At 73.6% G+C, this 23,996-nt stretch carries 22 protein-coding genes; 12 read left to right on the top strand and 10 right to left on the bottom strand.

Annotated features, from left to right (window positions below; all coding sequences use genetic code 11):
* Positions 1-41: 41 nt before the first annotated feature.
* Both AB0D28_RS14990 and AB0D28_RS14985 read left to right on the top strand, forming a co-directional pair.
* Complete coding sequence (locus AB0D28_RS14990) at positions 42-683, top strand: hypothetical protein (protein WP_357386001.1); 642 nt, start codon at positions 42-44, stop codon at positions 681-683.
* Positions 684-714: 31 nt separating this feature from the next.
* Positions 715-1,179, top strand: coding sequence for a PPOX class F420-dependent oxidoreductase (locus tag AB0D28_RS14985; RefSeq protein WP_357385999.1), 465 nt, complete (start codon positions 715-717; stop codon positions 1,177-1,179).
* 1 nt (position 1,180) lies between these two features.
* Here the strand turns inward: AB0D28_RS14985 and AB0D28_RS14980 are convergent, their stop codons facing one another.
* Together AB0D28_RS14980 and AB0D28_RS14975 are read right to left on the bottom strand one after the other, a co-directional pair.
* A complete protein-coding gene (locus tag AB0D28_RS14980) occupies positions 1,181-1,822 on the bottom strand; it encodes an NAD(P)H-binding protein (protein WP_210893668.1) in 642 nt (213 codons plus the stop codon).
* A 55-nt stretch (positions 1,823-1,877) separates the two neighbouring features.
* Positions 1,878-3,110, bottom strand: a complete 1,233-nt coding sequence (locus AB0D28_RS14975) for a serine hydrolase domain-containing protein (protein WP_357385997.1) — start codon at positions 3,108-3,110, stop codon at positions 1,878-1,880.
* Positions 3,111-3,165: 55 nt separating this feature from the next.
* Here AB0D28_RS14975 and AB0D28_RS14970 point away from each other — a divergent pair, with 55 nt between their 5' ends.
* The 4 genes from AB0D28_RS14970 to AB0D28_RS14955 all read left to right on the top strand — a co-directional run bounded on the left by AB0D28_RS14970 (position 3,166) and on the right by AB0D28_RS14955 (position 7,006).
* The gene (locus AB0D28_RS14970; RefSeq protein ID WP_357385995.1) at positions 3,166-3,759 is read left to right on the top strand and encodes a pentapeptide repeat-containing protein; all 594 of its coding nucleotides are present in this window, start codon (positions 3,166-3,168) and stop codon (positions 3,757-3,759) included.
* A 273-nt stretch (positions 3,760-4,032) separates the two neighbouring features.
* Positions 4,033-5,580 (top strand): hypothetical protein, encoded by a 1,548-nt coding sequence (locus AB0D28_RS14965; RefSeq protein WP_357385993.1) that lies wholly within the window; start codon positions 4,033-4,035, stop codon positions 5,578-5,580.
* 121 nt (positions 5,581-5,701) lie between these two features.
* Entirely contained in the window at positions 5,702-6,607 is a 906-nt protein-coding gene (locus AB0D28_RS14960; RefSeq protein WP_357385991.1) for a hypothetical protein, read from the top strand.
* A gap of 87 nt (positions 6,608-6,694) precedes the next feature.
* Positions 6,695-7,006 carry a hypothetical protein gene (locus tag AB0D28_RS14955; RefSeq protein ID WP_357385989.1) on the top strand — a complete coding sequence of 104 codons (312 nt, stop codon included), beginning with the start codon at positions 6,695-6,697 and terminating at the stop codon, positions 7,004-7,006.
* Between the two features lie 21 nt (positions 7,007-7,027).
* On the opposite strand, the gene dacB is transcribed toward AB0D28_RS14955, so the two are convergent.
* Positions 7,028-8,611: a D-alanyl-D-alanine carboxypeptidase/D-alanyl-D-alanine-endopeptidase gene (dacB, locus tag AB0D28_RS14950; RefSeq protein ID WP_357385988.1), complete on the bottom strand. Its 1,584-nt coding sequence runs from the start codon at positions 8,609-8,611 to the stop codon at positions 7,028-7,030.
* 314 nt (positions 8,612-8,925) lie between these two features.
* Between dacB and AB0D28_RS14945 the strand changes: the two genes are divergently transcribed.
* Positions 8,926-9,207, top strand: coding sequence for an iron-sulfur cluster biosynthesis family protein (locus AB0D28_RS14945; protein WP_357385986.1), 282 nt, complete (start codon positions 8,926-8,928; stop codon positions 9,205-9,207).
* A gap of 2 nt (positions 9,208-9,209) precedes the next feature.
* Here AB0D28_RS14945 and AB0D28_RS14940 read toward each other — a convergent pair whose 3' ends face one another.
* Positions 9,210-10,223 carry a hypothetical protein gene (locus AB0D28_RS14940; RefSeq protein ID WP_357385984.1) on the bottom strand — a complete coding sequence of 338 codons (1,014 nt, stop codon included), beginning with the start codon at positions 10,221-10,223 and terminating at the stop codon, positions 9,210-9,212.
* A gap of 313 nt (positions 10,224-10,536) precedes the next feature.
* Here AB0D28_RS14940 and AB0D28_RS14935 point away from each other — a divergent pair, with 313 nt between their 5' ends.
* On the top strand, positions 10,537-10,929 hold the full coding sequence (locus AB0D28_RS14935; RefSeq protein WP_013284343.1) for a cupin domain-containing protein: 393 nt from the start codon (positions 10,537-10,539) through the stop codon (positions 10,927-10,929).
* A gap of 34 nt (positions 10,930-10,963) precedes the next feature.
* On the opposite strand, the gene AB0D28_RS14930 is transcribed toward AB0D28_RS14935, so the two are convergent.
* Both AB0D28_RS14930 and AB0D28_RS14925 read right to left on the bottom strand, forming a co-directional pair.
* Complete coding sequence (locus AB0D28_RS14930; protein ID WP_357385982.1) at positions 10,964-12,145, bottom strand: threonine synthase; 1,182 nt, start codon at positions 12,143-12,145, stop codon at positions 10,964-10,966.
* Between the two features lie 8 nt (positions 12,146-12,153).
* On the bottom strand, positions 12,154-13,188 hold the full coding sequence (locus tag AB0D28_RS14925; protein ID WP_357385980.1) for a DNA polymerase ligase N-terminal domain-containing protein: 1,035 nt from the start codon (positions 13,186-13,188) through the stop codon (positions 12,154-12,156).
* Positions 13,189-13,266: 78 nt separating this feature from the next.
* On the opposite strand from AB0D28_RS14925, the gene AB0D28_RS14920 reads away from it, so the two are divergent.
* Positions 13,267-14,049 carry an aldo/keto reductase gene (locus tag AB0D28_RS14920; protein WP_357385978.1) on the top strand — a complete coding sequence of 261 codons (783 nt, stop codon included), beginning with the start codon at positions 13,267-13,269 and terminating at the stop codon, positions 14,047-14,049.
* A gap of 56 nt (positions 14,050-14,105) precedes the next feature.
* On the opposite strand, the gene AB0D28_RS14915 is transcribed toward AB0D28_RS14920, so the two are convergent.
* Positions 14,106-15,242: a cellulose binding domain-containing protein gene (locus tag AB0D28_RS14915; RefSeq protein ID WP_357385976.1), complete on the bottom strand. Its 1,137-nt coding sequence runs from the start codon at positions 15,240-15,242 to the stop codon at positions 14,106-14,108.
* Between the two features lie 328 nt (positions 15,243-15,570).
* Here AB0D28_RS14915 and AB0D28_RS14910 point away from each other — a divergent pair, with 328 nt between their 5' ends.
* Together AB0D28_RS14910 and ctaD are read left to right on the top strand one after the other, a co-directional pair.
* Positions 15,571-16,677, top strand: coding sequence for an FAD-dependent monooxygenase (locus AB0D28_RS14910; protein WP_357385974.1), 1,107 nt, complete (start codon positions 15,571-15,573; stop codon positions 16,675-16,677).
* Between the two features lie 126 nt (positions 16,678-16,803).
* Positions 16,804-18,561: a cytochrome c oxidase subunit I gene (gene ctaD, locus AB0D28_RS14905; protein ID WP_357385972.1), complete on the top strand. Its 1,758-nt coding sequence runs from the start codon at positions 16,804-16,806 to the stop codon at positions 18,559-18,561.
* A gap of 283 nt (positions 18,562-18,844) precedes the next feature.
* Here the strand turns inward: ctaD and AB0D28_RS14900 are convergent, their stop codons facing one another.
* From AB0D28_RS14900 to AB0D28_RS14890, 3 genes are read right to left on the bottom strand one after another with little or no spacing between them, the layout of a single operon-like run.
* Positions 18,845-20,092, bottom strand: coding sequence for an MFS transporter (locus tag AB0D28_RS14900; RefSeq protein WP_357385970.1), 1,248 nt, complete (start codon positions 20,090-20,092; stop codon positions 18,845-18,847).
* Between the two features lie 39 nt (positions 20,093-20,131).
* Positions 20,132-20,713 (bottom strand): isochorismatase family protein, encoded by a 582-nt coding sequence (locus AB0D28_RS14895; RefSeq protein ID WP_357385968.1) that lies wholly within the window; start codon positions 20,711-20,713, stop codon positions 20,132-20,134.
* Between the two features lie 15 nt (positions 20,714-20,728).
* The gene (locus tag AB0D28_RS14890; protein ID WP_357385966.1) at positions 20,729-22,015 is read right to left on the bottom strand and encodes a nicotinate phosphoribosyltransferase; all 1,287 of its coding nucleotides are present in this window, start codon (positions 22,013-22,015) and stop codon (positions 20,729-20,731) included.
* A gap of 345 nt (positions 22,016-22,360) precedes the next feature.
* Between AB0D28_RS14890 and AB0D28_RS14885 the strand changes: the two genes are divergently transcribed.
* Positions 22,361-23,896, top strand: a complete 1,536-nt coding sequence (locus AB0D28_RS14885; RefSeq protein ID WP_357385964.1) for a hypothetical protein — start codon at positions 22,361-22,363, stop codon at positions 23,894-23,896.
* Positions 23,897-23,996: the final 100 nt, after the last annotated feature.

Genomic DNA, 23,996 nt, shown 5'->3' with positions numbered 1-23,996 from the left:
CCCGGACCCGGGCGGCGACCTCGACGGGCGGGAGGTGGGCGTTGGCGCGTGGCGGCGTGTTCTGCGTCGAGGGGCAGTGGCACCGCGACCTCAACGAGCGAGGGTCCGTCCTGCCCACGCTCGACCTGCTCGAACGGCTCGGCCGGATCCGCTACATCCACAAGGACGCGGCCACCCGCGACGAGCTGTTCTACTTCGTCGACCGCTGGCTGCTCAAGCAGTACGCGGACCACCGGGTGGGCTTCTTCGCCATGCACGGCGAGCCGAGCCGGCTCTGCCTCACCGACTGGGACTCGGTCGAGCTGTCCGACGTGGCCGAGCGGATGGCCGGCCGCTGCGAGGGCCGACGCCTCTACTTCGGCAGCTGCTCGGTGCTGCGCGCCTCCGACGCCACGCTGCGCGAGTTCCTCGACATCACCGGCGCGGCGCTGATCTGCGGCTTCACCCGCGAGGTGGACTGGGTCGAGTCGGCCGCCTTCGAGACGGTGCTGCTCGACGTGCTCGCGAACGGGCAGCGGCACAACGCCGCCGAGGTGCGGATGCGCTCGGCGCACTGGGCGCCGCTCGCCGCGTACCTCGGTTTCCGGGTCATCTACGCCAACGGCCGTGCCTGGCGGCCGGCGGCCCGCCCGCGCGTGCCGGAACAGGTCACCGCACAGCGGGCCGCCGGCCGTCCGCGCTGAGGACCATCGACCGGGCTGGTAGAACCGAGGCATGGCACGCAGCATCGCGAAGAACACCCGGGTCGACCGGGACGCCCTGATCGAGTTCCTCCGCCCCCGGCACCAGGTCGTGCTCATGACCACCCGCTCCGACGGCCGCCCGCAGTCCTCCCCGGTGTCCTGCGGGGTGGACGCCGAGGGCCGGCTGGTGATCTCCACCTATCCGGAGCGGGCCAAGGTGACGAACATCCGCCGCGATCCGCGCGTGTCCGCGTGCGTGCTCTCCGACGACTGGAACGGCCCGTGGGTGCAGGTCGACGGCGTGGCCGAGGTGCTCGACCTGCCCGAGGCGCTGGAGCCGCTGGTCGAGTACTTCCGCAGCATCTCCGGTGAGCACCCGGACTGGGACGAGTACCGGTCGGCGATGGTCGCGCAGGGCAAGTCGCTGATCCGCGTCACCATCGAGTCCTGGGGTCCGATCGCCACCGGCGGCTTCCCGGCCCGGCTGGCCGGCTGACTCAGTACGCGACAGTGAACCGGGCGTTGCCGAACCGCGGATTCTCGATCTCGTCGACGATCGCCACGGCCAGGTCCTCGTAGGTGAGCACCGACCGGCCCTGCGCGTCGGTCACCGGCTGGTCGGTACCGGTCCGGTAGTGCCCGGTCCGCTCGCCCGGGTGGAACTCCAGCGGCGGCGGGGAGACGTACGTCCAGGTGACCCCGTCCGCGCTGGAGCGGTAGAACTCCAGCGCGTCGGCCTGGCCGTGCGCCGAGTCCCGGTACTCCTCCGGGAAGTCCGGCTCGTCCAGGTAGCGGGTGCCCTTCGGCGTGAGCAGCGTCGAGCCGCCGCCGACGTGGATCACCCGGGGCGGGTCCGGCAACTCACGCAGCGTGTCGACCAGCGTCCGCGCGGCGTCGCGCCACAGGTCCCGCTCACCGCCGCCGATGGCCACCACCAGCACGTCCGCGTCCTGCGCCAGTTCGCGTACGCTCCGCGCCGAGGTGGCGTCGCCGGTCACCGTGCGTACGCCGGGGGGTAGGTAGCCGACCGCCTCCGGACGCCGCACCGCCGCTGTGACCCGGTGCCCCCGCTCGACCGCCTCGGCCGCGATCCGCGATCCCGCCGTCCCACCGGCGCCGAACACGACGATGTCGCTCATGCCTCACAGGCTAGGCAGCCCACCGGCGGGCGGCGGGGCGTTCCGCCGAACCGGCTCAGTCGACGATCGCCGAGTAGACGAGCTGGCGCAACTGGCTGCGCAGCGGGTACGTGCTGGACGGCATCAGCTGGGTGAACAGCAGCGCGGTGACCTCCTCCACCGGGTCCACCCAGAACGCGGTGCTGGCCAGGCCGCCCCAGTAGAACTCGCCGACACTGCTCGGCACCCGCGACGGCACCGGGTCCAGCACCACCGCGAAGCCCAGCCCGAAGCCGATCCCGTCGAGGATCGTCTCGGCGAAGCCGTCCGGGGAGAACGAGGCCAGGTCCCGGTCGCCGGGCAGGTGGTTGCGGGTCATGAAGCGCACCGTGCGGGGACCGAGCAGGCGCACCCCGTCCAGCTCACCGCCGCGCAGCAGGAACTGGGTGAAGCGGTGGTAGTCGGCCGCCGTGGAGACCAGCCCGCCGCCGCCGGAGTGCCACGTCGGCTCCGCCAGCGCGGCCCGGCCCACCCCGTCGGCGCGTACCGCCTGGCCGGTGGCCGGGTGCGGGGCGTACAGGGCGGCCAGGCGCTTCGCGTCCGCCGCGTCCACCCACCAGCGGGTGTCGGTCATGCCCAGCGGGCCCAGGATCCGCTCGGCGAAGAACGCCTCCAGTGACTGCCCGGAGATCACCTCGACCAGGCGGCCCAGCACGTCTGTGGAGACGCCGTAGTTCCAGCTCGTGCCGGGCTGGAACAGCAGCGGCAGCCGGGCCAGCCCGGCCGAGGCGGCGGCCAGGTCCGCGCCCGGCGGCACGCCCAGGTCGAAGCCCGCCGCCCGGTAGAGGCCGTCGACCACCGAGACCTGGGCGAAGCCGTACGTCAGGCCGGCGGTGTGGGTGAGCAGGTGCCAGATCCGGATCGGCTCGACCGCCGGCACGGTGTACGGCTTGAGCACCGAACCCCGGTCGTAGACGCGGACGTCGGCGAACTCCGGCAGCCAGCGGCTGACCGGGTCGTTCAGCTCGAACCGGCCCTCCTCCCAGAGCATCATCGCGGCGACCGAGGTGATCGGTTTGGTCATCGAGTAGATGCGCCACAGCGTGTCCGCCTCGACCGGCGTACCGGCCTCCCGGTCCCGCAGCCCGTACGTCGAGGAGTGGGCGACCTCGCCCCGGCGGGTGACGACGATCTGCCAGCCGGCGAGGCGGCCGTCGTCGACGTACCGGGCGAAGTGCTCGTCGATCCGCGCCAGCCGGGCGGGATCGAAGCCGACGTGGCCGGGGTCGGTGCTCACCGTGACGCTCACGACGCGAACCTACCCGCAGGTATCGCGGCCGGGAAGTGTCACTACTGTCGGTGGCATGCCCGAGCAGGTCGAGGACGTCACCTACCGCCAGGAGGACTGGTACGCCGAGGAGCTGGCCGACCGGCACTTCGTACGGTGCGAGTTCTTCCACGTCGACCTGACCGAGGCGGTCAGCCGGGGCGCGGTCTTCACCGACTGCGTGTTCGGCAACGTGGCGTTCAACGCCTCCCGGCACACCGACTCGGCGTTCACCAGGTGCTCGTTCAGCAAGTGCAACCTGTTCGAGGCCGAGTTCACCGGCTGCAAGCTGGTCGGCAGCACGTTCGACCGCTGCGACCTGCGCCCGTTGCGGATCGACCGGGGCGACTGGTCCTTCGTCACGCTCGCCGGAGCCGACCTGCGCGGGGCGCGGGTCACCGACGTACGGATGCGGGAGGTCGACCTGACCGGCGCCGACCTGACCGGCGCGACGCTGACCGGCGTGGACCTCTCCGGCGCCCAGTTGCACGCCGCCAAGCTGATCCGCGCCGACCTGCGCGGCAGCGACCTGTCCTCGCTCGACCCGACGGCGGTGCAGCGTTCCGGTGCGCGGATCGACGTCGAGCAGGCGATGGTGCTGGCCCAGGCGCTCGGCTTCCAGGTCGGCTGAGCCCGCCACTGACCACCCACCGCCCACCCCGGCGCGCGCCCGCCCACCCGCCCGGTGCGTCGGTGGGCGCCGAGCCTGGGGAGATCTTGGAAGGAAATGGCCCCTATGGGGGCCTAATTCTTCCAAGATCTGGTTCAGGGAGGGGTGCGGCGGGGTGTGGCGCGTGGGAATCGCGCGGACTGATGCCCTTCTGCAAGATCGCGTTCTGTGTCATCCTCCCTACGGCGAGCCACGGGGCCGGGCCGCTCGCCGCCGGTGGCCGAGGGAGGGTCGGTGGCTGAGGACGACATCGCGCGGACCGGAATCCGGGTCGGGGGTTGGCTGCCCACGCCGGACGATTCGGCAGACGCGCCGGAGCGGCCCGCCGGTCCACGCCGCCTGCCCGGGGACACCGATCCCGGCGTACCCCGGCCGGTGACGCCACGGGACGCCGAGCGCTCACCGTCCGACCCGGACGATCCGGTGCCGCCGGTCGACCTGGATCCGCCCGGTACCGCCGTCTGGCCGCCTCCGCGCGCCGCCGGCCCGCCGGCTCCCGACCTTCCGCCCGCCGGCCCGCTCCCGGCCGACATGTCCGCACCCAGCCTGCCCGCTCCGGGCGCAGTCGCTCCGGGACCGCTCGTTTCCGCTGCGCCGGCCGGCCCCGAGTTGCGTCCGAACCCGCCCGGCGGCCGGGTTCCGCTGGTCGGGCCGGCGCCGATCGGACTGCACCTGTCCGCTCCGTCGCCGGTCCGGCAGGGTCCCGCTCCCGATCCGGCCGAACCCGGCCCGCCGCAGGTGACCGGCACGGAGGCGAGGCCGGGCCGGCACTCCGCCCGGGAGAGCATCCCGGCCCGCCTCGCCGACCTGGCGAGCCGAATCGGCAACCTCGCCGGCGGGAAGATCGGCAAGCTGGTCGGCGGGATCACCAACCTCGCCGGCGGGATCACCAGCCTGGCGGGCCGGATCGGCTTCCGGCTGCGCGACGCGGCCCGGACGGTGCGGGCCCGGCTGGGCCGGACGCTCGGCTCGACCCGGCCTCCGGTCGATGCCCCGGCCACCCGGGTCGCGGTGGCCCGGGGCCGGCGTCGGCGTCGGCGCGCCGTGCTGGCGGCGGTGGCCGTGACCGGGCTGGCGGCGGCGCTTGCGTTCACGGTCCGGTCACCCGCGCCACCGCCGTTGACCCGGGAGACCTCGCCCGTGGCGGCGCCGAGCGATCAGGCGTCCGATGACCAGGCGCCCGACGATCAGGCACCCGACGATCAGGCGCCGGCCGTGCCGGCCGACCCGGTGTCGCCCGGCGGTCCACTGCTCGACGTGGACCTGGTGCCGCTGCCCGGGACGGTGTCGCTCACCGCGCTCGGTACGCGGGACTGGCGGCACTGGGGCGGCTCCGGCGCGGACAGCTTCCATCGCAAGGCGGGCGGCACGGGTGAGATCCAGGATCCGGGCGGCGAGCGGCTGGAGCACAACGCGGGCGCCAGCGATCTCCAATGGACCGACGGCACGCCGACCGCCGCCCAGGAGGGCACCCGCGCGGGGGTCTTCCAGCGCGGCGCCGGCAAGAGCTTCACGCTCGGCGTGGCCGGGAGCGGGAAGCCGCGTACGGTCCGGTTGTTCGTCGGCACGTTCTCGGCCGGCGCGCGGCTGGACCTGTCGCTGTCCAGCGGCGGCGATCCCGCCGTCCGCGAGGTCGCCCTCGCCGCGGGTGACCGCTTCTACCAGTACGTCATCCGCTTCCGGGCGACGCCGGGGGAGCGGCTGCTGATCAGGTGGCAGGCCCTGACGGTGACCGGCGGGCAGAACGACGGGGTGGCGTTGCAGGCGATCACGGTAAGCTGAGCGGCCCGGTGGCCGGCCGTGAGGTAACGAACTGGAAACTCCCGTCGCTCGACATGTGGCGCGAACTCTCTTCCGGTGACACCGTGAAGCCCGTCACGCTCCGGTCGTATCGGACGGTGCGGTGACCGAAGTGGAGGGTGTGGTGGGCCAGGAGGACCGTCCGCGTACCGGCCCCGGATCGCATCGGCACGGCCTTCCGCGTACCCGGTCCGCGCTGCGCCGGCTGCGCCGTCGGCGGCGGTTGATGCTGGAAGGGTTGGCCGCGGTCCTCTGCCTGGCGGCGCTGGCGTTCTATCTCGGCGGGGAACGGCACGAGGCGCCGCGCGAGGAGCACGCCGGGTTGCCCGTCGCTCCGCCCGGCCCGGTCGGGTTGCCGAACGAGGCCGGCGAGACGGTGGTCAACCCGGGGCTGCGCCCCCGGCAGCGGCCGCCGTCGCCGAGCCCGTCGCCGTCCACGCCGTCGCCGTCGCCGCCGAGCGCGCTGCCGCCGACCGTCACGGTCACCCGCGCGGAGGTGCCCGCCACCGTCGACCTCACGGCCGCCGGCCCCACCGACTGGGTCCACTGGGGGCTCATCGGCGCCGACCGGGCGGTCCGCAAGCGGGGCGGCTCCGGTGAGATCCGCGACGAGGGCGGCCGGGGGCGGCGGGAGAGCTTCAGCAACAACCCGGAGGCGTACGCCTGGGGCGACGGCGCCCCTGTCGCCTCGGCGAGCGGCACCATGTCCGGCGTCTACACCTGCCACCGGGGCAGCGGGTTCAACCTGGCGGTGGCCGCCGACGGGAGCCCACGAACGGTGCGTCTGTACGCCGGGCTCTGGATGGCCCGTGGCCGCCTCGACGTGCGCGTCTCCACCGGCGGCCCGGTGACCACGCTGCGGATGGAGGATCCGCACACCGCGCTCACCACCGAGTTCACCGTCAGGTTCCGCGCCCCGCGCGGCGCGAAGCTGCTGCTGAACTGGACCGTGGAGGAGTCACTGGGCGACTGCGGCAACGTCAGCCTCCAGGCGGTGGCGCTGCGCTGAGCGGGGACAGTTTGTCCGTCGCCTACCCGGCCGGGCGTCGTAGGTTTCCGTTGCCACGTCCGACCATCCTCTGTGGAGGCCCGACCGATGACCGGCTCTGCCCCCGTCGTCCCCGCCCGCCCGCGTAGCGACGCCGACGTGCCGCGCGAGATCCCGATGCCGCCGTACGTGACGGTCGAGGACGTCCAGTTCGCGGTGCGGGCGGTGGTGGTGCACGCGCCCCGGACCTGGTCGGGTGGGACCGTCTGCCGCAACGACGCCAGCCCGCACCCGTGCCGCCTGCACCGGTGGGGCCGGCGGGTGCTCACCCTGCGCGGGCTGCCGCCGGCCGAGATCGACGCGCTCGTCGAGCGGGGCGATCCCGGGGCCGGCCCGCGCCCGTACCGCCCCGGCGCCTGAGCGCCGGGGCGGCCCGGCCGGTCAGCAGAGCGCGGGCTTCACCCAGGAGCACTCCCGCCCCTCCGGCACGCGCGGCGAGTCCGGCGCGGTGGGCACCGTCCGCCGGGCGGTCGCCGTCTCCTTCTCGGTGTGCGCGGCAAGCGCGATCGCGATCTGGTCCTCCAGCCCCTTCACCGACGAGGTGAGGTAGTTGTTCAGCACGATCGAGAAGGCGAGCAGCCGCCCGTCGGCGTCGGTGACGTAACCGGAGAGCGCCGACGCCCCGGTCAGGCTGCCTGTCTTGGCGTGCACGTTGTTCGCGGCGGGCGTGCCGCCCATCCGGCTGCGCAGCGTCCCGCCCACGAACCGGTCCGGGTTGCCGGCCACCGGCAGCGCGGCGTACCAGGTGTCGAACCAGGGCTCGGAGCGGACCGCCGAGAGCAGCGTGACGAACTGGGCCGGCGGGACGAAGTTGCGCCGGGACAGGCCGGACCCGTCGCGCTGGCGCAGCGTGCCGGTGTCCACTCCGGCGTCGCCCACGTACCCGCTGATCGCGGAGAGGCCGGCGGCCCAGGTCCCGGAACCGGACAGCTGCCGGCCCAGTTCCTTCGTCAGCACCTCGGCGTGCCCGTTGTTGGAGAGCTTGAGGAACGGCACCATCAGGTCGGCCAGCGGCATCGAGTCGTGCCGGGCGAGCGGCTTGGCGGTGTCCGGGGTGGCGCTGCCGAGCACGGTCCGGCCGAGCACCCGTACGCCGTGCCGCCGCAGCGCGGAGCGGAACACGTCGGCGGCGTACCCGGTCGGTTCCCAGACGGTCACCCAGTCGCTCTCGGCGGCGTCGCCGACCGCGATCTGGCCGGTCACCACCACGGTGTTGCCGCCGTGCTCGCGTTCGAAGGAGATTGTGGTCTCGCCGTCGGCGACCGTCTCGGCCCGGTTGTCGATGCGCAGCCAGCCGTTCTCCGGCGTCATGGTGATCTTCGGGCGGGCTCCCTCCCGGGTGCCCGGCGCGGCGCGCACGATCACGGTGCCGGCGTCGTAGTCGGTGTCCGGGGCCACCGTGAGCGCGGACACCTGGGCGGCGTAGTAGTAGGGCTCGTCGTCCCAGGTCCAGTCCGGACCGAGCCGGTCGCGGTCGTACCGGGTGTCGTCGGCGACCAGGTCGCCCGCGACCACCCGTACGCCCGCCGCCGCGACCTGCTGGGCGAGCCGGTCGTAGTCGGCGGCGAGGATGGTCGGGTCGCCACCGCCGCGCAGGTAGAGGTCGCCGGAGAGCATCCCGGCGTGGCGCTGCCCGTCGGTGCTGACCTCGGTGGCGAAGCGGTGGCCCGGGCCGAGCAGCTCCATCGCCGCCGCCGAGGTGAGCAGCTTGGTGTTGGAGGCGGGGATGAGCCGGCGGGTGCCGTTGCGGTCGTAGAGCGTGCGGCCGGTGGTGGTGTCGACGACGACCACGCCCGCCTGGGCCCCGTTGAGCCGGCTGTCGGCGAGGACCGCGTCGATGGTGGCGTGCAGCCGGGTCTGCGCGGGGGTGGGCGCTTCGGCGGTGGCGGTGGTGGCGCCGGCGGTGGCCGCGGTGGCGACCAGCACCAGCACCGCCAGCGCCCGGGGGAATAGGCGACGATCCATGTGCAGATGCTGCCATGGAGATTTCCTGCGGAGAAGACTCCCGCGTGAAAGGTTATTTGCGGGGCCGGCGCGGACACCGCGAACGCGGGGAGTTCCCCGGCCGGGCCGGGGGAAACCCCTGTTCACCGGGGAGCGGCCGATCATCGGGTTCCGTTTGACGGATGACCGGGCAGCGGGCACGGTGGGGGTGAGGGCGGTGGAACGCCCTGCCTCCAGCGCGGCGAGAACCTGTTCCGCCCGCTTCCGGGTCGCGAGCCGACCGCGTGGGCCGTGTCGCCCGCGGAACCCGACATCCAGCCATGAGGAGTTCAGCCATGCTGACCATGACCGACAACGCCGTCCTGGTGATCCGTGACCTCGCCGCCCAGCAGGACGTCGCCGACGCCGGTGGGCTGCGCATCGCCGCCGACACCGACGCCGGTTCGCTCTCGATCGAGCTGGTGCCGCAGCCGGTGCAGGGCGACCAGGTGGTGGACACCGAAGGGGCGCGCATCTTCCTCGACTCCGACGCGGCCGAGCTGCTGAACGACACGTCGGTGGACGCGGTCGTCGACGAGGAGGGCGTGGTGCAGTTCGGGTTCACCGAGCAGGAGTGAGCTCAGCCGGCGCGCTGGTCCGGTTCCGGCCGGACCAGCGCGGCCAGCACGTGCGCCAGATGGTGCGAGGTGCTCCACGCGATCCAGTTGGCGGGTGAGCCCGCGCCGGCGCCCCGCCGCGCCCGCCGGACGACCTCGTGGTCGCCCCAGGAGAAGCCGGCCCCGGCCGGTGACCAGTGCGGCGCGGTGGTCAGCGTGCGGCACAGGTCGGCGAACCGGTCGTCGGCCCGGCCGCCGCGCCGCGACCAGCGGTAGACCCACCATGCCTCGTCGTCGGCCCAGCGCAGCGTCGGTGCCCGGTCGCCCGGCTCGTCCGCGTCCCGTACCGCGCAGCCCACGCCGTAGTCGCCGTAACCGAGGCGCAGGTCGGCCAGGCGCCGCCAGAGCGACCAGTCGTGGCGGTCCAGCCGGACCGGCTCGTCCACCGGCAGCCGGGACAGGGCCGGCGGCATCCCGCCGGCCGCCACCGTCACCGAACGCCAGGCGTGCCGCAGTGCCCACTGCGCGGCCCGCCGGAGCCGCGGTTCGGCCAGCCGGACGTCGGCCCGGCAGCACACGTCCCCGGCGTCGAGCAGCAGGTCGCACTGCTCGGGCAGCAGGCCGGTCACCCGCCACACCCGTTCCGCCGCCGCGGTGGCCGCGTCCGGTCCGGCGCGGTCCGGGCCGACCCGCAACCGGACGACCGCGTGGTGCGCCCAGGCCCGGGCCGCCGCGCCGTGCGCGGCCAGCCGCCGGTCACTGTCCGCGAGACCGATCACCGGCACCAGCGGTACGCCCCAGCGGACCGGATCGTGTTCCGGGGCGTCCGGCACCGCCGACACGTCGACCGCGCACAGCAGCCCGTCCGGCAGCCGGGTCAGGCCGTCCACGATGGACGGGATGCCCGCCGGGACGTCGAGGACCGGTGCGACGAGCGCGGCGGAGGCGTCGTCCAGATGGGCCAGCGCCTCCAGCTCCCCACGCCGCGCGGCCAGCACCGGACGGTAGACCGTCGGCCGACCTCGGAGCGGCACCATACTTCAGAGTAACCAGGGGGCTGCGCCGCGTCAGGCGCTAGCGGGGGAACCGGCGACAGGCCGTCCGGGCGCGGAGACGAGCGCACGGCGCCGCACGACCTCCGGTCGTAACGTCGCCGCGCTCCGGCCGTCTCCCGCCACCGCAGCCGTACGGCGGTACGCCGACGGGGACCTGGCTCGACCGGCCAGCACCGCACCGGTCTTGTCGGGAGCACATGCCCCTTCCGGAGGGAGCCAAACCCGCCGGGCGTGGGGAATTCCACCATCTGCCACTCCCGGCGTGGCGGGCGCGTGATCGGGGTATGAGCGAGCCATGGAGCATTTCACGATCGCGACAGTCGCCGAGAAGAGTCCCGACTTCCGCCGCGTGCTCTGGACCGGGGAGCACACCCAGCTGGTCATCATGACCATTCCGCCGGGCGGCGAGATCGGCGAGGAGGTGCACGAGGGCATCGACCAGATCCTCACCTTCGTCAGCGGCACCGGCGAGGCGCGGGTGGCCGGTGAGAAGAAGGAGGTCGTCTCCGGCGACCTGGTGGTCGTGCCGGCCGGCACGAAGCACAACTTCGTCAACACCGGACCGAACCCGCTGGTGCTCTACACCGTCTACGGCCCGCCGGAGCACGCCGACGGCGCGGTGCACAAGACGAAGGAGGAGGCGGACGCCGCCGAGGAGGCGGGCGAGGACGAGCCGCCCACCTCCTGAACCCCAGCCGAGCGGGGCGCCACGACCGCGCAGGTCAGACGGGCGCCCCGCTGTGCACCAGGCCCGGGTACTTGACGCCGGCCCCGGTGTTGAGCACCACCACGCGCTCCCCGGGCCGGATCCAGCCGCCCGCACGCAGGTGCCGGGTGGCGGTCAGGCACGCCGCGCCCTCCGGGCAGAGCAGCAGCCCCTCCCGGGCGGCGAAGTCACGCAGGTCGGTGAGGATCTCCGCGTCGTCCACGGCGATCGCGGTGCCGGCGCTCTCCCGCAGCGCGGACAGGACCAGCTCGTCACCGAGCGGGGCGGGCACCGTGATGCCGAACGCGACTGTGTGCGCGTCCGCCCACGGGGTGGCCCGGTCCTCGCCGGCCGCGAACGCCCGTACGATCGGCGCGCACCCGGTCGACTGCACCGCCACCAGCCGGGGCAGCCGGTCCTCCACCCAGCCCAGCTCGCGCAGCTCGTGCAGCGCCTTGTGGATGCCGATCAGCCCGACGCCCCCGCCGGTGGGATAGACGATCACGTCGGGCACCTGCCAGCCGAGCTGCTCGACGATCTCGTACCCCATGGTCTTCTTGCCCTCCAGGCGGTAGGGCTCGCGCAGCGTGCCGGCGTCGAAGATCCCGCCGTCCGATCCGGCGACCAGTTCGGCGATCTCCCGGCCCGCGTCGTTTATCAGGCCGTCGATGAGCCGCAGGTCGGCGCCGGCGGCGAGGCACTCCTCGCGGCAGATCGTCGGCGCGGCCAGCGGCATGGCGATCGTCGCGCCCATCCCGGCCCGCGCCGCGTAGGTGGCCCACGCCGCACCGGCGTTGCCGTTCGTGGGCATGGCGATCCGCCGCACGCCCAGCTCCCGGGCCCGGCTCACGCCCACCGACGCGCCGCGCGCCTTGAACGACCCGGTCGGGGTCAGCCCCTCGTCCTTGACGATCAGGTCCGCCACACCGATCTCGTGGCCGTACGCGGGCGCGCGCCACATCGGCGTCCAGCCCTCGCCCAGCGTCGTGACGCACCGGGGATCGGCCACCGGCAGCAGCTCGCGGTAGCGCCACAGGTCGGCCGGGCGCAGCCCGAACTGTTCCGGCGTGACGGTGGCGGCCACCGCGGCGAGGTCGTAGCGGGCCAGCAGCGGCGAGCCGCAGCCGCAGAGGTTCTGCAACACGTCGGCCGGATGTTCACGGCCGCAGCGCGGGCACTCCAGGTGCGTCAGATGCACGGTGGTCCTCAGCTCGCGTCGATGCTCAGCCAGTGCCGGCTGCGCCGGCCCGGCTCGTACGGGGAGTCGAGGCGTTTCGCCACCACTCCCGGGAGCCCCTGCTCACGTGCGGCCCGTAGGGCGTCCGCGCCGACTCCCGGGAACCACGGCGGAGTCTGCCAGTGCGGACCGGCGAGCGCCAGACCGTCGAGCAGGTCACGGCGTTGCGCGTACGGCACGTCGAGACTGGGCACGCCCTCCAGCCAGAGCAGGTCGACGGCGAGGAACTGCCCGTCGCGCCGGGTCGGCGCGCGGACCCGCCCGGCCGGGTCGATCCGGACCAGCACGCCGTCGAGCACCGCCTCCGCCGGGGCCAGCGCCTCGGCCATCGCCCGCGCCCAGGGGTACGAGCCGGTGATCTCCGTGTCGTCGCCGTCGAGCAGCCGCAGCCGGCCGCCGGAGACATACGCCATCGCGCGCACGCCCGCCCAGCGCGGCTCGTACCCCCAGGCGGCGGCGTCGCGTGGCAGCCGCCCGCCCTGCGCGGGGAGCATCGGGCGGACCAGTTCGGGCATCGGCGTCCAGCCCTCCGGCGCCGGATCGGTGCGCCTGATCATCCAGTCCCGGCCCCGGCCACCGGTGGCGAACAGGACGTACCGCCCCTTCGTGCGCTCGCCGTCGAGCACCACTATCACCTCGTCGTCGCGCCACTTCTCCGCGCGGTAGGTGCCGGTGTCGTGCACTGTCATCCGCCCGCCGCCGTACTCCCCGGCGGGGATCTCCCCGTGGAACGTCAGGTATTCCATCGGGTGGTCCTCGGTGTGCACGGCCAGGTGGTTGCGGCCCGGGTCGCGGGGCAGGCCGCGCGGGACCGCCCAGGAGGCCAGCACGCCGTCGTGCTCCAGCCGCAGGTCCCAGTGCAGGCTCCGGGCGTGGTGCTGCTGGATGACGAAGCGTGGCGCGCGCCGCGCGGACCGCTTCCGGCCCCGCACCCGCTCGGGCACCGGTTCCGGGGTACGCGCGGCGTCCCGTTTCCGCCGGTACTCCTCCAGCCGGTCCGCCATCCCCGCATCCTCCCCCAGACGTGCCGTACGCGCCGGGATGCCGGTGTGTGCGCGGCGAACCGGGGTAGAACGGGGGACATGGACCTCGATCAGCCCACCCTCCCGCTCGCCGGTGACGTCCGGATCCCGCTGCTCGGCTTCGGCACGTGGCAGGCCACCGGCGAGGCCGGGTTCCAGGCGGTGCTCGCCGCGCTGGACGCCGGCTACCGGCACATCGACACGGCCACCATGTACGGCAACGAGAAGGAGGTGGGCCGGGCGGTCCAGGAGAGCGGGCTGCGCCGGGAGGACGTCTTCATCACCACCAAGCTGCCGCCGGACCGGGTGGGCCGGGAGCGCGAGACGATCGAGGCCAGCCTGGCCGCCCTGGACACCGACTACGTCGACCTGTGGCTGGTGCACTGGCCGCCGTCCGCGCCCGGCGACAGCATCCCGGTGTGGCGGGAGATGCTTGCCGCGCGCGACGAGAACATGGCCCGCACGGTCGGGGTGAGCAACTACTCGACCGATCAGATCGACGAGCTGATCCAGGCCACCGAGGAGACGCCCGCGGTGAACCAGATCCGCTGGAGCCCGGCGCTGTACGACAGGCACACGCACGCCGCCCACCGGGACCGGGGCGTGGCGCTGGAGGGGTACAGCCCGTTCAAGGCCAGCGACCTGTCCGACCCGGTGCTGGTCCGCATCGCCCAGGCGCACGACGTGTCACCGGCCCAGGTGGTGCTGCGCTGGCACATCGACCACGAGATCGTGGTCATCCCGAAGTCGGTCACGCCGGAGCGGATCCGGGCCAACATCGACGTGTTCGGGTTCTCGCTGACCGCCGAGGAGATGCGCGACATCGACGCGCTCGCCGGCTGAGGCGTACCGGGAAGGGGCGCGGTCCGTCGCGGACCGCGCCCCCTCGTGCGTGGTGGTCAGCCCTGGGCGCAGGTGGAGCCGTTGAGGGTGAAGCTGCTCGGCGCGGAGTAGCTGCCGTTCAGCGTCGCCTGGTAGCCGAAGCTGGTCGACGCGCCGGGTGCCAGCGTGCCGTTGTAGCCGGCGTTGCGGGCGGTCACCGCCGAGCCGCTCTGGCTCACCGTCGCGTTCCACGCGTTGGTGACGGTCTGCCCGGAGGGCAGGTTGTAGTTGAGCGTCCAGCCGTTGATCGTGCCGGAGCCGGTGTTCTTGACTGTCACGTCGGCGGTGAAGCCGTTGTTCCAGACGTTGGCCGCCTTGTAGGTGACGGTGCAGGACGCGCCGCCCGACGGCGGGGGCGTGGTCGGCGCCGACGTGGTCGGCGGCGGGTTGGAACCCCCGGTGTTGACGCTCTGGGAGAACGAGTTCACCGCCAGCCCGACGCCGCCCTGCCACGGCTCGAAGCCGGCCTGGATGCTGGTCAGGTACCAGTCGCCTGTGATCGCGCCCCGGTTGCGGGTGTCGTTGATGAACGCCAGCGCGTCGAAGCTGAAGCTGGGGATGGCCGACGGCGCCACGTACGAGATGACGTTGTTGGAGCCGTTGCTGCCCCGCCAGACCTCCCAGGTCCGGCCGGCGATGCTGGCGTTGCCGACCACCGAGCCGATGGGCTGGATCGGGCCCTGCCGGTTGAGCCAGATCATGATCTCCATCTGGTTCACGCCGTCGCGCTTCGGCGACGGGTCGAGCCAGATGTCGTACGCGGCGTCGTAGATCGCGCCGCTGACGTAGTTGTAGCTGATGCTGGCCGGCGCGCTGCTGATGTTCTTCACCTGCACCGGGAGGTTCGTGCCGGGCGAGCAGTTGGTGTAGTGGCAGCCCACGAAGATCGACGGGTAGGAGACCGGCGCCCCGTTCGTCGGCGCGGAGCCGTCCGCGCGGGTGATGGAGAAGCCGGTCGAGGTGACGTTGATGCACTGCTGGGCACTGGTGCCCCAGCGGTTGTTCTGCACCACGTACTTGCCGCCGATCGTGGTCGAGCCGTACTGCTCGCAGATCTGGGTGTCGGCGGAGGCGGTGCCGCCGAGCGCGACGGCGACGAGGGTGCCGGCGGCGAGCAGTCCGGCCGCCGCGAGGGCCCTGAGTGGACGCTTCATGATGCTCCTTGGCTCGGCGCGGGACGGCGCCGTTAGGTCGGGGGTACGGGCGGGAGCGCTCCCACGGTGCAAGGAATACATTTACATGTCTGAAATCATTGCGCAAATGCGCCGGGGTCGTTAACGCTCCGCGTCCGCCCGGTGGCGCGGGGGAGGGCCCCGGCCGCGCCCTTCCCCCAGATGGGGGCGGGATTCCTGCCGGTGGGACGGGGTGTGCCGCCGACCGGCGGCCCGCGCCAGGGCGCACGGACACTTCCGCCACCTGGTTGCGGCGAGTAATGTCTTGCCTCCAACGCGTTCCGATCCCCCTCCGGAGGCGTACCCCGTGATGGGTGGTTCCCCCCTGCGCATCCTCGTCGTCGGCGCGGGCATCGCCGGCCTCGCCGTGGCCCGGGCGCTACGCCTGGCGGGGTTCCGGCCCGACGTCACCGAGCGGCTGCCGCCCACCGAGTCGACCGAGACCGGCCTCTACCTACCGGGCAACGCCGCCCGGGCGATGCGCCGGCTCGACCTCGACGGGCCGCTGCGCCCGCTCGGTGAGGTGATCCACCGGCAGCGCTTCCTCGACGCCGCCGGGGCGCCGCTGTGCGAGGTCGACCTCGACGCGCTCTGGGCCGGCGTGGGGGAGTGCCGGGCGCTGCCCCGGGCCGAGCTGCACCGGGTGCTGCTCACCGGCGCCGGCGGCGCGGTGCGCCACGGCGCCGAGGTGAGCACCGTCGATCCGCTGCCCGGCCGGGTCGCCGTCGGCTTCACCGACGGCACCGGCGGCGAGTACGACCTGGTCGTCGGCGCCGACGGGCCCCGCTCGGCGGTACGGACGCTCGCCGCGCTCGGCGGACCGCCACGCCCCGCCGGGCAGGTGGTCTACCGCGCCCTGGTGCGCGGCGGCCCCCGGATCGCGGACTGGACCGCCCTGCTCGGCCAGCGGGCCGGTTTCCTGGTGGTGCCGCTCGGCGCCGGACGGCTCCACTGCTATGCCGACGAGGCCGGCACCGACCTGCCCGCCGACCCGCTCGCCCGCCTGCGCGAGCTGTTCGGCTCCTACGGCGGCCCGGTGCCCGAGGTGCTGGCCGCGCTGGAGACCGTGCACGTGGAGCGCACCGAGGAGGTCGAGCTGGGGCGCTGGTTCCACGGCCGGGTGCTGCTCGTCGGTGATGCCGCTCACGCCACCGCGCCGACGTTGTCCCAGGGTGCGGCAATGGCGCTGGAGGACGCCGTCGTGCTCGCCGAGTCGCTGCGGGCCGCCGGCAGCGTCGAGGCCGCGCTGCTCGCGTACGAGAGCCGTCGCCGGCCGCGTACCCGCTGGGTGCGGGACCGGACCCGGGACCGCAACCGCACCCGCGACGTGCCGCCGGCGCTGCGCGACCCGTTGCTGCGCGGACGCGGCGGGCGGATCTTCCGGGAGCACTACCGGCTCCTGACCGGCCCCCTCTAGCGGGCCGAGATCGTAGCCGCCCACCCCACGCGGCGGGGCCACCTACCGGGGACTATCCTCCTTGCGGATGACGGCTGCGCCGATGACCAGCGCGCCGAGCGGGACAACCAGAACCGGAGGCCACTCGTGACCACCGTCGCACCCAAGCCGGTCGTGACCCGGCCCTGGCCGGTCCGCGAGCCGGTCAAGGGGTCGGCCCTCGCGCGGCTGCTGCGCACCACGGACGCGAAGCAGATCGGGATCATGTACATGGTCACCGCGTTCGTGTTCTTCATGATCGGCGGCCTGATGGCCCTGATCATGCGCGCGGAACTCGCGCAACCGGGCCTTCAGTTCCTGTCGCCCGAGCAGTACAACCAGCTCTTCACCATGCACGGCACGATCATGCTGCTGTTCTTCGCGACGCCGATCGTGTTCGCCTTCGCGAACTACGTGGTGCCGCTGCAGATCGGCGCGCCGGACGTGTCGTTCCCCCGGCTCAACGCCTTCGCGTACTGGCTGTACCTGTTCGGTGGCACGCTCGCCACGGCGGGCTTCATCGCCCCGGGCGGCGCTGCCGACTTCGGCTGGACCGCGTACACGCCGCTGAGCACCGCCGACCACGCACCGGGCGTCGGCGCCAACATGTGGGTCGTCGGCCTGGCCATCTCCGGTCTGGGCACGATCCTCGGCGCGGTCAACCTGATCACCACGATCCTGACCCTGCGCGCGCCCGGCATGACCATGTTCCGGATGCCGATCTTCACCTGGAACATGCTGGTCACCAGCCTGCTGGCGATCCTGGTCTTCCCGCTGCTGGCCGCCGCGCTGTTCGCGCTCGCCGCGGACCGCCTGATGGGCGCCCACGTGTACGACCCGGCGACCGGCGGGCCGATGCTGTGGCAGCACCTGTTCTGGTTCTTCGGTCACCCCGAGGTGTACATCATCGCGCTGCCGTTCTTCGGCATCATCAGCGAGATCATCCCGGTCTTCTCCCGCAAGCCGATCTTCGGCTACAAGGGCCTGGTCGCCGCCACCGTCGCCATCGCCGCCCTGTCGATGAGCGTCTGGGCGCACCACATGTTCGCCACCGGCCAGGTGCTGCTGCCGTTCTTCAGCTTCCTGAGCTACCTGATCGCCGTGCCCACCGGTATGAAGTTCTTCAACTGGATCGGCACCATGTGGCGGGGCCAGATCACCTTCGAGACGCCGATGCTGTTCTCCATCGGCTTCCTGGTGACCTTCCTCTTCGGTGGTCTCACCGGTGTGCTGCTGGCCAGCCCGCCGCTCGACTTCCACCTGCACGACTCGTACTTCGTGGTGGCGCACTTCCACTACGTGCTGTTCGGCACGATCGTGTTCGCCGTGTTCGCCGGCATCTACTTCTGGTTCCCGAAGATGTTCGGCCGGATGCTCGACGAGCGCCTCGGAAAGATCCACTTCTGGCTGACCATGATCGGCTTCCACACCACGTTCCTGGTGCAGCACTGGCTGGGCAACGAGGGCATGCCGCGCCGGTACGCCGACTACCAGGCCGCCGACGGCTTCACCACGCTGAACACGATCTCCACGATCGGCGCGTTCATCACCGGTATCTCGACGCTGCCGTTCATCTGGAACTGCTGGAAGTCGTACAAGACCGGCCCGGTGGTCGAGGTCGACGACCCGTGGGGCCACGGCAACTCGCTCGAGTGGGCCACCAGCTCCCCGCCGCCGCTGCGCAACTTCGACCGCATGCCGCGTATCCGCTCCGAGCGGCCGGCGTTCGACGCGAAGTTCCCCGAGCTGGCCGCCGGGCAGAGCCTGGCCGGCCCGCCCGAGGGCGGCGCGAAGCCGCTGACCAGCGAGGTGAACGGTGGCGCCAGCTACCAGGAGGACACCGCGGGCAACCTCGACAAGCGCTGAGTACCGCGCAGCCACGTCGAACCGGGCGCCGCACTCCCTCACGGGGGTGCGGCGCCCGCCGCTTTCCCGGCCGGTTGCCCCCGGCTGGTTGCCCCGGCCGGTTGTCTCCGTTGATCATGAAGTTGACGGCAGTTCGTGTCCGTTATGTCGCCGCTAACCTCATGATCAGCGGTGCGGGGGTGGAGGGCAGGCGCCAGCTCGGGGAAGTGGTGGTGTCCGGGGCGCTTGGACCCAGCCACTTCCCCGTACTGGCTTCGCCCCGCTTCGAGGCGATGGCGGAGGGCTAGCGGGGAGCCAGGGCCAGGGCGGGGTCTGGAGTTGGGGTGGGGACCGGGGTGCGGCGGTGGCGCAGCTCTATCGGGAGCACCGCCACCGCCACCGCCACCAGCGCGCCGATCGCACCGGTGACCACGAACCCCCACGCGGGCGCGGAGGCGTCGATCACCGCGCCGGCCAGCGGTGCGCCGAGCGCGATGCCGACCGTGACGGCGGAGCCGTGCAGGCCCGTCGCCAGACCCCGGACGGAGGACGGGGCCAGCCGGCTGACCGCGTCGGAGGTGGACGCGATGGTGGGGGCGCAGAGCGCGCCGGCCGGAATCAGCGCCAGGCAGAGCAGCCACCAGTGCGACCCGCCCAGCCCCACCGGGATGGTGGTGAGGCTCAGCGCGGCCATCAGCGCCAGCGGGGAGAAGGAGCGGCGTACCGCGCCGTAGGCGAAGCCACCTGCCAGCGAGGCGACCGCCCAGGCGGCCAGCACGGCGCCGGTCCAGCCGACCTCGCCACCGGAGCGGAGCACTGCCACCACCGCGACGTCGGTGCCGCCGAGCACCAGGGTGGCGGCGAGGCTGACGGCCAGGACGGCCAGCAGGCGCGGGGTGAGCCACTCGCGGCGGTGCACCGGGCGCGGCGGCCCGGCCGGCTCGTCGGCGGCCCGGATCGGCGGGTCGAGCAGCCAGAAGCAGATACCGGAGGTGACGATGCCGGCGCCGACCGCCCAGAGCGTCAGGCGCGGCGTGACGGCGGTGGCGAGGGCCACGGCGAGCGCCGGCCCGACCATGAACGACAACTCCACCGCCATCGAGTCGAGCGCGTACGCGGGGCGGCGCTTCTCCGCCGGCACGAGCGCGGCGATCGACTGGCGGACCATCGAGAAGATCGGCAGGGCGAGCAGCCCGGCGAGGAACGCGGCAGGCAGCAGCACCGGATACGACAGCGTGGGCGCGGCGGACCAGAACAGCGCCTCGGCGACAGTGGTGAGCACCAGCACCGGCCGGAGCCCTCGGCGGTCGATGAGCCGCCCGAGCAGCGGGGCGCCGACCGCCGCGCCGACCGTCGACGCGGCGCCGACCAGGCCGGCGGCGCCGTAGCCGCGGCCCAGGTCGAGCACCACGTAGAAGGTGAGCGTCACCCCGGTGGCGGTGAGCGGCACCCGGGCCAGCACCGACACCAGCAGCAACGATCGGAGACCGGGCAGGGCGAGCGCCTCCCGGTAAGGCTTCAGATTCACGACGGTCCGTACCTCCGGCGCCATCCTGGGGCCGGGGTACGACACCCGCAAGCGATTACCGGGTCAAGCGGCGGTGATCACGGGCTCGCCGACCATCGTCACCCCGGCGCCGTCCAGCGCCCGCAGCGCCACGTCGAGCGTGTCCGGCGCGACGGCGGCGGTCAGGTCGAGCAGCACCGTGGTCCGGAAGCCCTCCCGGGCGGCGTCCAGGGCGGTCGCGCGCACGCAGTGGTCGGTGGCGATGCCGACCACGTCGACCCGGTCCACGTCGTGGCGTCGCAGCCAGTCGGCCAGGCACTCGCCGTCGGGGGCGTGGCCTTCGAAACCGGAGTACGCGGCCGCGTGCTCGCCCTTGTGGAAGATCACCTCGACCCGGTCGGTCGCCAGCTCGGGGTGGAACTCGGAGCCGGAGGTGCCGACCACGCAGTGCCGGGGCCAGGAGTCGACGTAGTCCGGCGGGTCGCCGAAGTGCGCGCCCGGGTCGACGTGGTAGTCCTTCGTCGCGACCACGTGGTCCCACCGCTCCGGCTCGGCGGCGAGCAGCCGGGAGATGCCGGCGGCCACCCCTGCCCCGCCGCCGACCGCGAGGGAGCCGCCCTCACAGAAGTCGTTCTGCACGTCCACGATGATCAGGGCGTTCGCCATCTGACGGGTTCCTCCTCAGCTCGCGGGTACGACGGTCACCGGTACGGCCGGATCCCCGGCGGAGAGCTTGAGCCCCTCCCACGGGATGGAGATCAGGCACTGGCGCAGGTGGTCCCGGGACTCCTCCAGCGTGGGCAGCGTCTCCGGCTCGCCGGACACCACGTACGAGTGCTGGAGCAACCGGTCGTTGGGCTGCCGGTCCGGCACGCCCTGCGGCACGATGACCTCCTCGGTGGCGGTGCCGGTCGGCTTGTGCCGGCGGACCGCCACCTTCCGGCCGCCGATGGTGGCCTTGTGCTCGGAGCGCTTGACCACCGGCCGCCCCTCCACCTCGACCAGCTTGTAGACCAGTCCGGCGGTGGGCGCACCGGAGCCGGTCACCACTGCGGTGCCGGCGCCGTACATGTCCACCGGTTCGGCGGCGAGCGCGGCGATGGCGTACTCGTCCAGGTCGCCGGAGACGATGATCTTCGTCTCGGTGGCGCCGAGCGAGTCGAGCAGCTCGCGGGACTGCTGGGCGATCACCGCGAGGTCGCCGGAGTCGATCCGGACCGCCCGCAGCTCCGGCCCGGCCACCGCGATGGCGTTGCGGATGCCCTGGGCGATGTCGTACGTGTCGACAAGCAGCGTGGTGTCCTTGCCCAGCGTGGCGACCTGGGAGGCGAACGCGGCCCGCTCGTCGTCGTGCAGCAGCGTGAACGCGTGCGCGGCGGTGCCCGCGGTGGGGATGCCGTAGCGCTGCCCGGCGGCCAGGTTGGAGGTGAACCGGAATCCGGCCAGGTACGCGGACCGCGCCGCGGCGACGGCGGCCTCCTCGTGTGCCCGGCGGGAGCCCATCTCGATCAGGGCCCGCCCCCGGGCCGCGGTGACCATCCGGGCGGCGGCGGCGGCGACCGCGCAGTCGTGGTTGAGCACCGACAGCACGAGCGTCTCCAGCACCACGCACTCGGCGAACGTGCCGGACACGGTGAGGATCGGGGAGCCGGGGAAGAACAGCTCGCCCTCGGCGTAGCCGTCGATGTCGCCGGTGAACCGGTAGTCGGCCAGCCACTGCGCGGCGGGCTCGTCCACCACGCCGGTACGGCGCAGGAAGTCGATCTCCGCCCGGTCGAACCGGAAGTCGCGGATCATCTCGATCAGGCGGCCGGTGCCGGCGACCACGCCGTACCGGCGCCCGGCCGGCAGCCGCCGGCTGAACACCTCGAAGACGCAGCGTCGATCGGCAGTGCCGTCACGCAGGGCCGCGCTGACCATGGTCAGCTCGTAGTGGTCGGTCAGCAGCGCGGGACGAAGGGTGCTCACCGCTCCAGCCTAGAGTTCAGCCCGGATCCGCGCCGTCGTGCCCCGGCATCGACCGCGGAGCGGCCCACGAACTCGCCGCGTCCCTCCGGGCCGCCGACCGCCGGTCGCCGACGGTGGAGGGCATACGGACGACGACCTCCCACCCGCCCATCGACCCGGCAGACCGATCGTTCCGGTGCGCGTACGTGCCGTCACGCAGAGAAGCTGAGTAATCTGTTCATTGCCCGTGAGTGTCCGATGTGTTGGTCGTCGGGTGGCCGGCACTCGTACTCTTCCGGCAATCCCTGCAATCGGGGGAAATCCCGCGACCGCCCCCCCCTGGTCGCCTCACCGGGAGGCCACCTGATGACGCCAGGTCCGCTCCCCTCGGTCGACGTGCCCGAGCCGCGCCGCCGGGCCCAGCGCTCCGGACGGGTCCCGCAGCCGGCCCGGCCCGTGGTGACCACCGCCGGCCCGGACGATCCGAGCGTCGTGGTCGTCGCCGGTCCGGCCGGTGCGAACCGGCGCGAGCTGATCGCCGGCCTGCTCCGGGCCGAGGCCGCGACGCTCGCCGTGCCGCCGGGAAGCAACCTGCTGGTCCGGCACGCCACCACCGTCACCCGCGCGGCGTACGTCCCGGGCTACCGCCGGCCGCAGCTCTACGACGCCGCCCCGCCGGCCGCCGCTTCGGCCCGGCCACCCCGGCGGGTCGAGCTGGGCCTGCCCGATCCGCTGCTGCGGCACGTCACGGTGGTCGACACCCCGGACACCGGCACGCTGGGGGTGGCCGGCGCCCGGGTCCTGCGCGACGCCGTCGGCCGGGCCGGCGCGCTGCTCTTCGTGATCTCCGCCGACCAGGCGTTCAGCGCGGCCGAGTTGCATCTGCTGGCCGAGGTGGCGCGTACCCGGGTCGAGGTGTTCTTCGCCGTCACGCCCGGCGTGACCGGCCCGCCGGGCGACGGCGGGCAGGCACCGGGCCGGGTGGCTGCGGTGCCGTCGCCCGGCCGGTCCGGGTCCACCGGCCGGCTCGACCCGGTGTCGGTCTCCACCGAGGCGCACCGCGCGACGTTGCTGGCCGCGGTCCCGGCGCTCGACCGGGCCCGGTGGTTCCCGGCCCGGCGGGCCGAGCTGCCGCGCCTGCGCCGTGCGCTGGTGGGCTGGGCCGACGAGGTGCGGCGCCGCACCGCCGGCCCGCCGGCACCGGACGGCGCGCCCGGCCGGGTGCCGGTGCCGGCCGGCGTCGAGCCGGGCGAGCTGGCCGACCGGATCGACCGCCAGGCCCGCGCCTGCGCCCACCGGATCCGGCAGCACCTCGCCCTGGAGCTGGCGAACATCCACCTGCGGGTGGTGCAGGAGATCGTCTTCGGGGCCGGTTGCGCCGGCCTTCCTCCGCTGCTCGACCGGGAGCTGGAAGCGCTGTCGCTGCTCGCCACCGCACAGTGCGACGAGGCCGTGCGGGACCTGGTCGACGAGGCCGCCGCCCGGGTCTTCGGCGAGCCGCCGGCCGAGGGCGTACGCCGGCGGATCATCCATGCGCTGCGGCGGGGTGTGGCCGACCACCCGGACGCCGCCGAGCTGGACCGGGTGCTCCTGGTGACCAGCACGGCGGGCGTCGCCGGGCTCACCGGTCCCGGTGCCCTGGACGCGCTGGCCGGACTGCCCGGCGCGTCGCGCGACGAGGTCCTCCCGCCGGTCGGCGTCGCCCTCAACGGCGGCTGCTGGCAGCACTGGCGGGCGCCCGGCAACGACGATCCGAACGCCGCCCGCTCCTGGGCCCAGCGCACGCTGCGCGAGGTCGAGCTCGAACTGTCCCGCGAGGTGTCCCGACGTTTCGAGGTGATCCGGCTCTCGCTGGGCACGGTGCTCGCAGATGCTGTCGACCACGGCATCCTGCTGGCCTGACGGGGCCGCCGGCCGGCGGCGACCCGGGCTCGCGTACGCGGCCCGGGCGGGTGACGACGACCGGCGCGCCGTTCCGGTTCATCGGTTCCCGGGATCCGGT

This window comes from Micromonospora sp. NPDC048169 (assembly GCF_040652815.1).
Classification (GTDB): Bacteria; Actinomycetota; Actinomycetes; order Mycobacteriales; family Micromonosporaceae; genus Micromonospora.
The sequence above is the reverse complement of the archived record's forward strand: the minus strand, read 5'-3'. Positions and strand labels throughout refer to the sequence as shown.

Excerpts from the sequence above, each read along its gene's own strand:
- AB0D28_RS14985 (WP_357385999.1), top strand. The coding sequence starts at position 715 with ATGGCACGCAGCATCGCGAAGAACACCCGGGTCGACCGGGACGCCCTG.
- AB0D28_RS14980 (WP_210893668.1), bottom strand. The coding sequence starts at position 1,822 with ATGAGCGACATCGTCGTGTTCGGCGCCGGTGGGACGGCGGGATCGCGG.
- AB0D28_RS14925 (WP_357385980.1), bottom strand. The coding sequence starts at position 13,188 with ATGGCGGACCGGCTGGAGGAGTACCGGCGGAAACGGGACGCCGCGCGT.
- AB0D28_RS14970 (WP_357385995.1), top strand. The coding sequence starts at position 3,166 with ATGCCCGAGCAGGTCGAGGACGTCACCTACCGCCAGGAGGACTGGTAC.
- AB0D28_RS14895 (WP_357385968.1), bottom strand. The coding sequence starts at position 20,713 with ATGGCGAACGCCCTGATCATCGTGGACGTGCAGAACGACTTCTGTGAG.
- AB0D28_RS14955 (WP_357385989.1), top strand. The coding sequence starts at position 6,695 with ATGACCGGCTCTGCCCCCGTCGTCCCCGCCCGCCCGCGTAGCGACGCC.
- AB0D28_RS14920 (WP_357385978.1), top strand. The coding sequence starts at position 13,267 with ATGGACCTCGATCAGCCCACCCTCCCGCTCGCCGGTGACGTCCGGATC.
- AB0D28_RS14935 (WP_013284343.1), top strand. The coding sequence starts at position 10,537 with ATGGAGCATTTCACGATCGCGACAGTCGCCGAGAAGAGTCCCGACTTC.
- AB0D28_RS14945 (WP_357385986.1), top strand. The coding sequence starts at position 8,926 with ATGCTGACCATGACCGACAACGCCGTCCTGGTGATCCGTGACCTCGCC.
- AB0D28_RS14900 (WP_357385970.1), bottom strand. The coding sequence starts at position 20,092 with ATGGCGCCGGAGGTACGGACCGTCGTGAATCTGAAGCCTTACCGGGAG.
- AB0D28_RS14885 (WP_357385964.1), top strand. The coding sequence starts at position 22,361 with ATGACGCCAGGTCCGCTCCCCTCGGTCGACGTGCCCGAGCCGCGCCGC.
- AB0D28_RS14940 (WP_357385984.1), bottom strand. The coding sequence starts at position 10,223 with ATGGTGCCGCTCCGAGGTCGGCCGACGGTCTACCGTCCGGTGCTGGCC.
- AB0D28_RS14915 (WP_357385976.1), bottom strand. The coding sequence starts at position 15,242 with ATGAAGCGTCCACTCAGGGCCCTCGCGGCGGCCGGACTGCTCGCCGCC.
- AB0D28_RS14910 (WP_357385974.1), top strand. The coding sequence starts at position 15,571 with ATGGGTGGTTCCCCCCTGCGCATCCTCGTCGTCGGCGCGGGCATCGCC.
- dacB (WP_357385988.1), bottom strand. The coding sequence starts at position 8,611 with ATGGATCGTCGCCTATTCCCCCGGGCGCTGGCGGTGCTGGTGCTGGTC.